Raw genomic sequence first — 13161 nt, 5'->3', positions numbered from 1 at the left:
AACACGCGTGCTTGGAGGGCGAACACGCGTGTCTGGATGGAGATCTCGCGTGTTTGGGTGGAGATCTCGCGTGTTTGCTAGGAGATCGCCCAGAGTTGGAGCGCGGAGCCGGTGTCGGCCCGTTGCGTGACGGCCGCACCGTCCGAAGTGGACGCGGTCGTCAGGAGCAGTCCCGACCGGACGCTGGTGAGCTTGTATGTCCCGTTCGGCTGTTTCGCCGCGGACCAGCGCTGGTTGGGGCCGCCGGTGCACGTCCACTGGATGACCCGCGCACCCGCGGTGGTGGCCCCGCCTTCGACGTCGGCGCACAGCTTCGAATGCGTGTTGGTCAGGGTGTAGGAACCGTCGGATTGCCTGGTGAACAGCCACTTCTGGTTGGCGCCCTGGTTCGGCGCCCAGGTGACCAGTGGGGTGCCGGTGGCCGTGGACGAGTCCGGGTCGTCGAGGTTCTTGCCGGACGCGGCGAGGGTGTGGACCCCGTCGAGCGTGCCCGTACCCGCGCCGGCGTCGGTGAACTTCAGCGTCTGCTCGGCCGCGGTCCGGCCGCCGCCGACGGTGTTTCCGGTGGTGTCGGTCCATGACCGCGGCGGGGTGGTCTCCGCCAGGCGTGACGCCTTGCCGGAAAGGCCGAGCACCAGTCCGCTGTAGCGGTTCACCAGCCGGAACGTCTTGGAGTCCACAGTGGACTGAATGATGAACCACTGTTGCCCCACCGTTGAAGACGAGGTGACGGTGGGTTTCACGCCCCACGCCCTGCCCGCCTGTACCGCGTCGACGCCGAGGAACTGGCCTGTGGCGGCGTTGACGACGCGGTACGAGCCGTCGCCGTCGGCGGAGAACTGCCACGCTTCGCGGTCGGAGCCGGTCGTGCTCGCGACGGACGTCGTCGCGGTTCCGGTGCCCTGAGCGAGAACGCGGCCGTCGCCGAGGCCGATGCGGTACTTGCGTGAAGTGTCCACAGGGGACGGTGCGGGCGCGGACGACGTGATGGTCTGGGTGGTGTACTCGCCGCCCGCGTTGCCGGAACACGCCACCGCGCAGTACGACCGGAACTGCTTGCCGATGATGGTGGAGTTCGTCTTGTTCGCGGCGTCGACGAACCAGCGGTACCAGGACTGGTTGGTGTAGCTCCCGGTGTCGCCGATCAGCCGCCACTTCTGCGTCGCCAGGTCGTCGGTCACGTAATAACGCTGCGGGACGACGCTGTCCACGGCTTCCGGCGCACCGATGTAGAGACCCAGATGCGCGTTGTAGGCGATGTTCATGATGAACAGATCGGATTTACGCGGCAGCTGCCCGGCGGCGATCTGCTGGCTGACGTTGCCGGTGTTGGCCGGGTCGTAGTCGTCCGCGACAGGGGTGAAACCGGTGTCGCCTGCCGACGACACGGGGACCATGTTGCTCTCGCGGCCGCCGACGCCGGGCTGGGTCCAGGCGCCGTCGAACCACTTCTGCCACGAACCCGTCGCCATCTTGCCCGAGATCGGTGCGCGGGCGACGTGGGCCAGCCCGGTCATCGGACCACCGGCGCCCGCCTTCGGCACGATGCGCGAGCCGTAGTAGACGTAGAAGTAGCCGGACGCGGTGTCGACGAACAGGCGCGGGTCGCCGTCGCCGTAGTCGAACGTCTGGTGCGGGAAGGCCGACGTGTCACCGCGCTTGGTGCTGTACGGCGAGGTGATCGCGTGGTCCTTGATGGCCCACGTCTTCCCCTGGTCCTTCGACACGGCCCAATCGATCGCGTCGTAGTGGGAGAACGAGTACGCGCCGAACGGCTCGGGCGTGAATTCGTTGTGGATCAGGCCGTACCAGTCACCGGTGTCCGGATCGACCCACGTGCCGACGAGGTCGCAGAAGTTGCGTTGCGAGTAGCCCGATCCGGCGGGCGGATAGGTGGATTCCTTGCCGGTAGGGCTGTTGTTGCAGCGCCAGGTCGTGTCGTCGTTGCGGTCGGCGGGGTTGGCCGGGTTCACCGCGTCGCTGACGGGGTTCTTGGTGAAGCTGTCGAAATCACGCCCGCTGTAGAACTCCCACTCGCGCGGCTGGTCCGCCCCGTAGAGCGCGGCCGCCTGCTGGAAGTAGAACGTGCCGTCCTTGTCGACATAGGTACTCGCCGGGGTGTCGGTGGTCGGGCTGAACGACTTCTTGGCGTCGACCGTGATGGTGTACGTCGCGTCCGGCGGTGCGGCGTCGGACGACACCGGTACCACCATGGTCGCCGCCACGGCCAACGCCGCGGCGCCGAGAAGAGGCAGGGTCCGCATGACTCTCTCCCAAGGGTGACCCGCACCACAGTTGGCGGGGCGGTCGCCGATGTTATGAACGTTACTGCGCGGAAGTCAACGCGTTCACTCAACTTCAAGCGTTGTTCATGCAGTTATTGCGCGGAAAGTCCAAGCGTCACCCTGCGGAAGTCCAAGCTCAGGCGAGTCCGTCCCGCGGCACGAGGGGCGGGTCGTCGGGGGAGGGGATCCGCGAACTCCAGCCGCCGGGGACGGCCTGGGCCCGCGATTCGCGGAACCGTCCCGGTGAGACGCCGACGCGGCGGGTGAAGAGCCGGGTGAAGTAGGCGGCGTCCTCGTAGCCGATCGCCTGCGCCACGCTCAACACCGGCATCCGTGTGGTGGCCAGGAGTTCCTTCGCGCGGTTGAGGCGGAGCGTCAGCAGATGGTCCTTCAGGCCGGACTCGGTGCTCCGGCGTACGGCCGCGCGCAGTTCGGGCAGCGTCATGCCGCGGCGGGCCGCGATCTCCGCGACGCTGATCGGCAACAGGGCGTCCTGCGCCAGCGCCTCCAGCAGGGAACCGCCGCTGGGGGTGCGGTCGGCACGCGCCCGTCGCAGCGCCACCAGCAGGTGATGCACGGCGGCCGAGGCGTCGACCTGGGCCAGTGGGCTGCCGCCCCGCGCGCAGCGCACGATCCGGCTCACGATGTCGCGGACGATCACGACGTCGCCCAAGGGCACCACCGGCGCCTCGGGCGTGACGTAGCCGAGTTCCACATAGGCGTCCACGGCGCTGCCGTCGAAGTCGACGAAGCATTCTTCCCAGCCCTGCACGGGATCGGGCGCGTAGTGGTGTCCGACGCCGGGGACGAGCCACAGCAGTGCGGGGGCGACGACCTCCTGTCGTTCCCCGCCAGCCACGGCGAACCAGCCGCGTCCCTTGGACACCACGACGGCCACGTGATGATCGAGCACGCGAGGTCCCACGACGGGCAGGACGCCGTGCTGTAGCCCGACGCCGAGGCACACCAGGCCCAGCCGTCGGTGCACGGCGGACGGTGTGAAGTAGCGCATCCAGGTCCGGTAGGCCATCACCGCATCCTCGCGCAAGGAATCGAAGAAGGGGAGTCCGCCGGATCATTCCTCGGTCCGGCGCGTCGATCACAGCGAAATCCCTTGCCGGGACCCGATGCCTGCGACACCGCCGGAAGTTCCGGTATACGTGGAAGAGAGCGCGCTGCCGGGGAGGACGGCATGCCGCTCCAAGCAAGGGGGATATTCATGTTCGACGCACGTATCGCCATCGATCAAGTGAGTCCGGCCGCCAAGCCGAAGATCAGAATCCTGTTTTACACCGATTTCATCGGCTTCAGCGGGAACAACGGGTTCGCGGTGGGTATTCTTCGCGATCTGATCTTGGGGAACCAGCCGTTCTTCGCGCAGTTCGAAATCGAATTGATCAATCGGCACGACGGTGGCCACGCCGTCAACAAACTCACTTCCGAAGTGCTCGGCCGATTTCAGCAAGTGTGGTTCTTCGGGCTGCTCCCGTGCAATTTGCCGGGTCAGCCGGAAAACGAACTCGTGGACGCGGAGGTCGCGGCGCTGCGCACCTGGATGGACGGCGGCGGTGGCGTGCTCATCGTCGGCGACCACTCCAATCCGCGGCCGCCGGAAGCGGATCCCGCACTGCCCGCCTATCTGAACCTGGGGCGGGCGCTGGGGCACCGGGTCCCGCGCGCGGGTGAGCTGCGGGTGTGGAACGACCGGCCGGACGCGAGCATCGAGTTCAGTCACAACACCCACCAGCCCGATCCGTGGGGAACCGACGTCAACATGCCGATCCCGAACGATCTCGACCCGTATCCGCAGGAGCTGATCCTGCGGAAGCAGGGCGGCAGGCCGCACGCGTTGTTCCAGGGCAGGCGCGGCCCGATCACGGTCTTCCCGGACCACATGCACGAGGGTCAGCTGCTCATTCCCGAGCAGTACCCGGCGGACGTGTGGCCGTCAGGACGCACGGGGCAGCCGAAGCCCGAGATCGTCGCGCGCGGCACGGACAAGCGTGACGGTCAGGTCTACGGCGTGACCAGCGTGTACGACGGTGCCGCGGCAGGCGTCGGGCGGATCGTCGCGGACTCCACGTGGCACCACTACTTCGACCTCAACCTGTGGGGTTTCGAGAAGGGCGGCGAGGTACTCGACCGGCTCACCGAGTACTACGTGAACCTCACGCTGTGGCTGACGCCGAAGCCGGTCAAACAGGAGGTCAACGCGCAGCTGCTGTACTGGCTGTCGCACAGCATGAGCGTCCGCGCGGTGCTGCCGGAGGGCTTCCGGGTGCCGGGGATCACCGCGGCGGGCCTGGTCCGCGAAGTCGGCGGGCAGGGCGTGCTGGACGACCTCGTCTGGCCGCTGGAAGGAACGCCGGTCGCGCCCGAGGAGCTGCTGCTGGGCGCTGTCGTCAAGGAGTCCGTCGCCGCGCTGAGCGGTGGGGACGTCGAGGCGTTCGACACCGTCGGCGTCGTCGAACGGGGCCTGCGCGCCGGGACCGAGGAGTACGCCGCCGAGCTGCGGGCGGCGCTGGGCGCGCTCGAGGGGCAGGGCGAGTTCATCTCGCAGGGACTGCGCTGACCTGCTGAAGTACATGAAGGCCCCCTTCCTTGGCGCCTAGGTACAGGAAGGGGTCCTTCATGTACCACCGTTGCGACTGGTGACCGGCCGCGCCCTGTCACTCGATCCGGTCATCGGCGCCGTCTCGCGCCGGCCTGTGGGTACTCCTCGGGAAACGGAGGAGGCAACGATGCCCGACAACGAGCTTCCTGGGTTCCTGATCATCGGACTGATCTTCATCGTCGCGGACGGCCAGATCCTCTACCGCGGTGCGCGCCGCTTCCTGAGTGGGCCGGACGCCCGCGAGGGAAGCGGATCGGTGGCCTGGATGGTGGTGACGGTCTTCCACCTGGCCGCGATCGGGGTGCTGGCCCTGGTCTCGGTCGCGGTGCCGGACTGGTCCGGTTCGACCTCCGCGTTCGTCGGCAGGCTGGGCGTCTTCCTGCTGCTCTTGGCCGTGGCCCACGTTCTCACCTTGTCGGTGCTCGCTCGCCGGCGAGAGGATCACGTCGTCGAATCCCGCTACCGTGAACACGAGACCGAGCGGCCGAAGGTCACCCCGGTGCCGGAGCAGGACGGCCGTCAGCCGCGGGTGAGCCCGGATCTCGGGGATCACGGTCCTTATCGGGCTTGAGGCCGAGCGCGAGGTGGAGCTGGCGCGCCCACCAGCGCACCTGGGCGGCTGAATCGTCCGAAGCGGCACCTGTGACTCCGGCGCTGCGCCGGAAAGCGCCGCCGTACTGGGCCTCCATGGCCATCGCCTGATGCAGGGCCGCGACGGCGAGCCGGGTGTCGTCGATCGGGTGGCCGGGGGGCCGGAGCCGGTGGAGGGCGTCGACGACCGGGGTGAGCATGCCGCTGCCGGGGTCGCGCCATCCCGCCGCGTGCAGCGCCACCGCGAGCTCGCCGTATCCGTGCCGGTAGAGCGAATGGAGAGCCTCGACGAGTTCGAGCAGGTCGGCGTCGCGGTCCAGCCAGCCCGCGAGGAGGTCCTGGAGCGCGTCTCGAAGGCGGCGGCCGCCGTGCCGGAGGAGTTCGGCGAGCAGCTTCTCGCGATTGCCGAAGTGGTGGGCGACGCCGGCGTCGGTCATGCCGACCCGCGCGGCCACCGCGCGCATCTGGACGGCGGCGACGCCGGACTCGGCGAGCAGCGAGGCCGCGGCGTCGAGGATCAGGCGTCGAGCCTCCTCCGGACTCCTTCTGGCACGGGGTGACGTCACGTCCGGATCGTACCTTGATGCACCAAGGTAAGTGAGCTACCTTGGCATCTCAAGGTAACTGGGAGAAGACGATGACCGAAATCAGTCTCACGCTGGGCGATGTCACCCTCCGGGGCACGGTGACCGGCAGCGGTCCGACGGTCCTGCTGCTCCACGCGGGCGGGGAACGGCGGAGCGTCTGGGTGCCGGTCGCGGCGATATTGGCCCGGCAGGGTCTGCGGACGGTGGCCTACGACCTGCGTGGTCACGGGGACAGCTCCGGCAAGGCGACCACGCTCCGGACCCTCGCCGACGACGTGGTCCAGATGATCGGCCGCGAGCCCGTGCCGATCGTCCTCGTGGGTGCTTCGGTCGGCGGGATGGCCGCCATCGCCGCTCTCGCGGATCCCGCCGTCGCGAAACGCGTCGCCGGGCTCGTGCTCGTCGACGTCGTACCGGACCTCGCGCCGGCCCGTATGCGCTCATGGCTCGACTTCCACGGACTCGGCGGCCGCTACACCCACCTCGTGGACGACATCCTCGGGTCGGGGCCCGCCCTTTTCGTCACGGCCGGGGCCTTGGACCTGCCCATTCTGGTGGTGCACGCCGGGCCGGGATCGCCGCTCAGCGAGGCCGATGTGCACCGTCTGCGCGCGGCCAACCGCCGGGTCACGGTCGCCAGGGTTCCGGCCGCCGGTCATCTCGTGGCGCGGGACGCGCCGGAAGAGCTCGCGCGCCTCGTGTCGGCACACGCCGTCGCGTGGCAGGGCACGGTTCCGACGGTTGACCGGTGCTAAGGTTGCGTCGAGCGAGAGTGGTCTCCGTCACGGGACGGTTCCGGGACGTGGGCCGGGCGGGCAAGATCTCTTGTCAGCGGTCATGGCGCAGGTGGAGGGGGACGCCGGGCCGAGGGGTCGCCCCCGGGGATCAGCACGGCGTGCACACGGCGTTACCTACCGGTAACCTAGTGTCGGCGTGTCGAAAACCCCGTCCAAGGCGGCGGCAGCATGCTGCCTACAATGTCCGCCATGACCTACAGCGAACCAGCGCGATCAGAGGCAAGTCGCTCCCGATCGCTGGCGTCCGCGCCCTCCTCGGCCGACGAGGCAAGGGGAATCACGATTTATGGATGCGGTCAGGACGAGGCCGTCCTGTTCAAGGAGATGGCGCCTCGCTTCGGCATAACGCCGACCATCGCGGAAGCGCCGGTATCCGAAGCCAATATCGAATTGGCGTCAGGTAACCGATGCATCAGTGTCGGTCATAAGACTCCGATCTCGAACTCCATTCTTCTCGCGCTCAGCGAGGCAGGCGTGAAGTACATCTCCACGCGGAGTATCGGGTTCAATCACCTCGACGTGAAATACGCCGAGAGCGTCGGCATCACCGTCGGGAACGTCGCCTACTCGCCGGACAGCGTCGCGGACTTCACGCTGATGCTGATGCTGATGGTGGTGCGCGACGCCAAATCCATCATCCGCCGTACGGAAGTTCATGACTACCGGCTGAACGCCGTACGCGGGAAAGAACTGCGCGACCTGACCGTCGGGGTGGTCGGCACCGGGCGCATCGGTGTCGCGGTCATGGACAGGCTGAAGGGCTTCGGCTGCCGGGTACTGGCCTACGACACGATTCTCAACGCCTCCGCCGATTACGTCCCACTCGACGAATTGCTGCAGCAGAGCGATATCGTGACACTTCACGTGCCACTCAACACGGACACGTATCACCTCCTCGATCGTCGGAACATCGAGGAGATGAAGGGTGGCGCGTACATCATCAACACCGGGCGCGGTCCGCTCATCGAAACCGAGGCCCTCATCTCGGCCCTGGAAAGCGGAAACCTCGGCGGAGCGGCGCTGGATGTCCTCGAAGGGGAGGAAGGAATCTTCTACGCCGACTGCCGGGACAAGGCAATCGACGGCAACAAGCCGTTGCTGCGGCTGCAAGAGCTGTCGAATGTGATCATCAGTCCGCATACCGCCTATTACACGGACCACGCTCTGAGTGACACTGTTGAAAACTCCATCATCAATTGTCTCAAATTCGAAAGCGGGAAGTAGTATGGATAGGTTGAAAATCGGAATTCTGTTCGGCGGCCTTTCCGAAGAGCACCCTATCTCCATCAAGTCTGCGCTGGAGGTCCAGAAGCACCTCGATCTCGGCAAGTACGAGCCGTACTACATCGGGATCACGCAGGGCGGCGCCTGGATGCTCTGCGACGCCCCCGCCGCGGATTGGGAGACCAGCGGGAACTGCCGTCCGGCCGTCCTGTCGCCGGACAGGGGCGTGCACGGGCTGCTGGTACTGGACGAGGGCAAGTACGAGACGATCGCCCTCGACCTGGTGCTGCCCGTCCTGCACGGCAAGCTCGGTGAAGACGGCGCGATGCAGGGCCTGCTGGAGATCTCCGGCATCCCCTACATCGGCTGCGATGTCCCGAGCTCGGCCATGTGCATGGACAAGTCCCTCACCTATTCCGTCATCAAGGCCGCGGGGATCCCCACGCCGAACTTCTGGATCGTCACGGACGACAACGACGTCGACCCCGACCAGTTCGACTACCCCGTCTTCGTGAAGCCGGCCCGCTCGGGTTCGTCCTTCGGTGTCAGCAAGGTGTCCAGCAAGGAAGAGCTGGCCGCCGCGCTGGCGGAGGCGCGCGAGTTCGACTCGAAGGTGCTGATCGAAGAAGCCGTCATCGGCAGCGAGATCGGCTGCTCCATCCTTGGCAACGACGACGAGCTGTTCGCCGGCGAGTGCGACCGGGTCGCGCTGACCCACGGATTCTTCAAGATCCACCAGGAAGAGAGCCCCGAGACCGGCTCCGAGAACTCGAGCTTCATCGTTCCCGCCGACATCTCGGCGGAGTCGCGCGCGGTCGTCCAGGACACCGCGAAGGCCATCTACCGCGCCCTGGGCTGCCGGGGACTCGCGCGGGTCGACCTGTTCCTCAAGGAAGACGGAAGCGTGGTCCTCAACGAGGTCAACACCCTTCCCGGCCTGACCTCGTACAGCCGTTACCCGCGGATGATGGCGGCCGCCGGCCTCTCGCTCGGCGACGTGATCGACAGGCTGGCGAAGCTGGCCTTGGCGGGGCGCGAGGGATGAAAGACGATTTCGTCTTCGTAGACGAGGTTGTGCCCGGAATCCGCTGGGATGCCAAATACGCCACCTGGGACAACTTCACCGGCAAACCGGTGGACGGATACCTGGTGAATCGCGTCGTCGGTACGCGGGCCTTCTGTGCGGCGTTGGAGAAGGCGCGGGAGAAAGCCGAGTCTCTCGGCTTCGGCCTGCTCCTTTGGGACGTCTACCGCCCGCAGCGCGCCGTGGACTGCTTCATGCGCTGGGCGGAACAGCCCGAAGACGGCCGTAAGAAGCTCAGGCATTACCCGAACATCGACCGGCCCCAAATGTTCGAAAAGGGCTACGTGGCCACCAAATCGGGCCACAGCCGGGGTAGCACGGTGGACCTGACGCTGTACCACTTGGACACCGGCGAACTCGCCGACATGGGCGGCGACCATGACGTGATGGACGTCGTTTCGCACCACGGCGCGGCGGGAATCACGCCGGAGCAGGAAAAGAACCGTGAACACCTCTGCTCCATCATGGTGGACAGCGGTTTCCGCTCCTATGAGTTCGAGTGGTGGCATTACAACCTGAAGAACGAACCGTATCCGGACACCTATTTCGACTTTCCCATCGCAAACTCGTGAGTGCTCTGGTTTGAGTACATGAAGGACCCCTTCCTTGCGCCAGGCGCAGTGAAGGGGTCCTTCGTGTACGTGCCGAGCGCTGCGGTGCCGCACTGTCCGGCTGGACGCTTGACGGGGCCGCCTTCCACCCTGCCCACCGCCTCGTCTTCGCGCTGAAACGTAGACGTCCGATGGTTGGTTCTTTTCCTCTGTCCGCGCGACGATCTCGTCTCCGCAACCGCCATCAGGATGAACAGGCGCATTTCATCTTTGGCGAGTTCATTTGTAGTGGGTTACCCACTAATGGGCCTTGACGCTGAACTGTGCGATGAGTATCGGGCGACGGGTGAGAAAGTAAAGCGAGAACCCTTCCCTGCATCACCCGCACGGGGGAAGTCCAGGCAAAGGTGGACGGGGGAAACCGTTCGCGTGAACCAAGAACGCCGCGGCGGAATCATCGAGACCGGAAAACAAGACCTGCGAACGGCCTAACTGGGGCGGCGAACAGCCTAGCTCGTTTTACTAGCGCTGATACGAAAAGCGTAGGTTCTTGAGTCGATCTTGAACGAAGGCCTTGGACGAAGACCTTCGCTGTGAGGTATCCCCATTGTTCGTCAATTGCCGACAAGGATTGGTCGTGTCATGCTGACCAGGTGTGCACTCACTGGGGACTGAGGGGGCGCGAGGTTCACTCGCGACCACGGGGCGATCGCAGATTCCAACCGGCGGAACCACTGAGCCGGTCCCGACATGTCCCCACACGGTGTGTCAAAGCGGGCCTTGGCCTTGGTCTGGCCGAGGTCGTCGAGCAAGAGCTTCGGTAGTTCGCCGGAGTACGCGCCACCGCCGGTCATCTGGGAGGCCGGGGAGGCGGCCCGTCGTCAGGCGGGCCTGACCGGTGGCGCTCATCGGGATCCTCAATGTCGAGGACGCCCGCCGCACGGTATGGGGTTGGTGCGGACGGGCTCGTGGTGTCCAACCATCGTGGCTAAGCAGTTGGACGGTGCGGTTCTCTGCCGTACCGCAAAGTGGACGGATAAAGATCCAATGGGGGCTAGGTGGATCCGATGAGGGTTGACATATTCGCTCTCCCGGTTGTCGAAATCGAGCTGTCCCGGCTGTCTTCCGTGTCTTCGCCGAGAACCTCGGGTGAAGATCCGGAGCACGTCGAGACACTGTTGTCGGCCGAGGGGGAACTTCCGCCGATTCTCGTTCACCGACCGACGATGCAGGTCGTCGACGGCCTGCACCGGCTCAAGGCGGCGCGGGTCCGAGGCGATACGAAGATCGTGGCGAGGTTCGTCGACGGCGCCGAGTCCGACGCGTTCGTCCTGGCCGTCGAGGCGAACATCCGGCACGGCCTGCCGCTCTCGCTCGCCGATCGCAAACGTGCGGCCGTCCAGATCATCGGGACGCATCCGCAGTGGTCCGATCGGCGGGTGGCGTCGGCGACCGGCATCTCCGCCGGCACGGTGGCCGACCTGCGCAAATGTGGAGGAGATACCGGAAACGAGGCCAGGATCGGGCGGGACGGGCGTATCCGCCCCATCGACAGTTCGGAGAGGAGAAGACACGCCGCCGACCTCATCCGCAGTGATCCGGGCCTTTCGCTCCGGCAGGTCGCCAAGCAGGTCGGTATCTCACCGGAAACGGTCCGGGATGTGCGCGGCCGGTTGGAGCGTGGTGAGAGCCCGACGCCGGACGGGAGCAGGAGGTTGCGGACCAAGCCGCTTCCGCTGGGCCGGACGGAACCCGACATCGGGCGTGCCGTGGATCGAGAACGTCTCGTCGTGCTGGAGCAGCTCAAGGCCGATCCCGCGCTGCGGTTGAGCGAAGTCGGCCGGATCCTGCTGCGCATGCTCTCCATGCATTCCATGGACGGGCAGGAGTGGGAAAGAATCCTGCACGGCGTTCCGCCGCATTTGTACGGCGTGGTCGCCGGGTTCGCCAGAGATCACGCCCGGGTCTGGGCGGGGTTCGCGGATCACTTGGAGAACCGGGCGACGGATCTCGCCACGGGATGACCCGGTGAACGGCATAAGGAGTATGAGGTGCCCATCGAGAAGGCGCTTGTGGTCGGCACTGGTCTGATCGGCACCTCGGCCGCGCTGGCCCTTCGTGAGAAGGGCGTGGCGGTCTACCTCTCCGACGTCGACGCGCACGCCGTCCGGCTGGCGTGTGAACTCGGCGCGGGCCAGGAGTGGACAGGCGAGGAAACGGACCTGGCGTTGATCGCCGTGCCGCCGCATCTGGTGGGGGAGCGGCTGGCCGAGTTGCAGAAACAGGGCGCGGCGCGGGCGTACACCGACGTCGCCAGTGTCAAGGCCGATCCGATCGCGGACGCGGAGCGGCTCGGCTGTGACCTGACCTCCTTCGTGCCCGGCCACCCGCTCGCCGGCCGGGAGCGGTCCGGCCCGGCCGCGGCCCGCGCCGATCTGTTCCTGGGTCGTCCCTGGGCGCTCTGCCCCGGGGTCGTGACGGGAGCAGATGCCTTGCGGCGGGCGCGGGAACTGGTCGCACTGTGCGGGGCGAACGTGGTCACCGTCGGCGCGGCCGAGCACGACTCGGCGGTGGCGCTGGTGTCGCACGCCCCGCACGTGGTGGCGTCGGCGGTGGCGGCGAGCCTGGTGGGCGGCGGCGACGTCCCGCTGAGCCTCGCCGGGCAGGGGCTGCGCGACGTGACGCGCATCGCCGCCGGGAATCCCTTGCTGTGGCGGAAGATCCTTGCCGGGAACGCCCTGCCGGTGGCCGGAGTGCTCGACCGGATCGCGGCCGACCTCGCCTCGGCGGCTTCGGCGCTGCGCTCCGGCGAGTGGGACGACGTGCTGGATCTGCTGCGGCGCGGTGTGGACGGCCACGGCCGGATCCCCGGCAAGCACAGCGGGCCGGTGCGCGATTTCGCCGTGGTACAGGTGGTGTTGCGGGACCGGCCAGGGGAGCTGGCCCGGTTGTTCAACGCGGCGGAACTGGCCGACGTCAACATCGAGGACGTCCGGTTGGAGCACTCGACGGGTCTGCCGGTCGGTGTCGCCGAGATGTCCGTGCGCCCGGAGGACACCGGCAAGCTCGCCGAAGCGCTCCGGTTCCACGGCTGGCACGTTCCGCCTGTGCCCGGCGGGAACTGATCTGGGTGTCGCGAAAGCCACTTTCGGGACATCAGATGTCCCGAAAGTGGCTTTCGCGACATGCCCGGTGCGCTTGTCAGCGGCGGTAGTGGGGGCTCTTTCACGAAGCAGGGAGGCCTTCGCGGCCAGGTGAACGCCTGCAACGGGGCGACCGCCACGGTTATCCCTCGAATGGTTTTCCCGAGCGTCTGCAGCAGCCGGCCGATGTGTCGCTTGTGGACGGTCATGGGTGGAATTTCCCTGTGATCACGGAGATGTTCGCTTGGCCCCACTCGTGGACATCGACACGATTCAGCACGATTG

At 66.8% G+C, this 13161-nt stretch carries 11 protein-coding genes; 8 read left to right on the top strand and 3 right to left on the bottom strand.

Annotated features, from left to right (window positions below; all coding sequences use genetic code 11):
- Positions 1-77: 77 nt before the first annotated feature.
- Positions 78-2264, bottom strand: a complete 2187-nt coding sequence (locus ACLARN_RS10735; protein ID WP_409491179.1) for an RICIN domain-containing protein — start codon at positions 2262-2264, stop codon at positions 78-80.
- Positions 2265-2421: 157 nt separating this feature from the next.
- Complete coding sequence (locus ACLARN_RS10730) at positions 2422-3315, bottom strand: helix-turn-helix domain-containing protein (RefSeq protein ID WP_409491178.1); 894 nt, start codon at positions 3313-3315, stop codon at positions 2422-2424.
- A 189-nt stretch (positions 3316-3504) separates the two neighbouring features.
- On the opposite strand from ACLARN_RS10730, the gene ACLARN_RS10725 reads away from it, so the two are divergent.
- Entirely contained in the window at positions 3505-4857 is a 1353-nt protein-coding gene (locus ACLARN_RS10725) for a hypothetical protein (RefSeq protein ID WP_409491177.1), read from the top strand.
- A 169-nt stretch (positions 4858-5026) separates the two neighbouring features.
- Positions 5027-5470, top strand: coding sequence for a hypothetical protein (locus ACLARN_RS10720; protein ID WP_409491176.1), 444 nt, complete (start codon positions 5027-5029; stop codon positions 5468-5470).
- On the opposite strand, the gene ACLARN_RS10715 is transcribed toward ACLARN_RS10720, so the two are convergent.
- On the bottom strand, positions 5391-6056 hold the full coding sequence (locus ACLARN_RS10715) for a TetR/AcrR family transcriptional regulator (RefSeq protein WP_409491175.1): 666 nt from the start codon (positions 6054-6056) through the stop codon (positions 5391-5393). The genes ACLARN_RS10720 and ACLARN_RS10715 overlap by 80 nt on opposite strands.
- 71 nt (positions 6057-6127) lie before the next feature.
- Between ACLARN_RS10715 and ACLARN_RS10710 the strand changes: the two genes are divergently transcribed.
- The 6 genes from ACLARN_RS10710 to ACLARN_RS10685 all read left to right on the top strand — a co-directional run bounded on the left by ACLARN_RS10710 (position 6128) and on the right by ACLARN_RS10685 (position 12858).
- Positions 6128-6832 carry an alpha/beta fold hydrolase gene (locus ACLARN_RS10710; protein ID WP_409491174.1) on the top strand — a complete coding sequence of 235 codons (705 nt, stop codon included), beginning with the start codon at positions 6128-6130 and terminating at the stop codon, positions 6830-6832.
- Between the two features lie 222 nt (positions 6833-7054).
- Positions 7055-8098 carry a D-lactate dehydrogenase VanH-Ac1 gene (vanH-Ac1, locus tag ACLARN_RS10705; protein WP_409491173.1) on the top strand — a complete coding sequence of 348 codons (1044 nt, stop codon included), beginning with the start codon at positions 7055-7057 and terminating at the stop codon, positions 8096-8098.
- 1 nt (position 8099) lies between these two features.
- The gene (gene vanA / locus ACLARN_RS10700) at positions 8100-9143 is read left to right on the top strand and encodes a D-alanine--(R)-lactate ligase (protein ID WP_409491172.1); all 1044 of its coding nucleotides are present in this window, start codon (positions 8100-8102) and stop codon (positions 9141-9143) included.
- On the top strand, positions 9140-9754 hold the full coding sequence (vanX, locus tag ACLARN_RS10695; RefSeq protein ID WP_409491171.1) for a D-Ala-D-Ala dipeptidase VanX: 615 nt from the start codon (positions 9140-9142) through the stop codon (positions 9752-9754). Before vanA ends, vanX begins: the two co-directional genes overlap by 4 nt.
- Before the next feature lie 1037 nt (positions 9755-10791).
- On the top strand, positions 10792-11757 hold the full coding sequence (locus ACLARN_RS10690; protein ID WP_409491170.1) for a ParB/RepB/Spo0J family partition protein: 966 nt from the start codon (positions 10792-10794) through the stop codon (positions 11755-11757).
- Positions 11758-11784: 27 nt separating this feature from the next.
- Entirely contained in the window at positions 11785-12858 is a 1074-nt protein-coding gene (locus tag ACLARN_RS10685) for a prephenate dehydrogenase (protein ID WP_409491169.1), read from the top strand.
- The last annotated feature ends 303 nt before the right edge of the window (positions 12859-13161 follow it).

Origin of the sequence: Amycolatopsis sp. cmx-11-12, assembly GCF_046269425.1 — a bacterium.
Taxonomy (GTDB): Bacteria; Actinomycetota; Actinomycetes; order Mycobacteriales; family Pseudonocardiaceae; genus Amycolatopsis.
The sequence above is the reverse complement of the archived record's forward strand: the minus strand, read 5'-3'. Positions and strand labels throughout refer to the sequence as shown.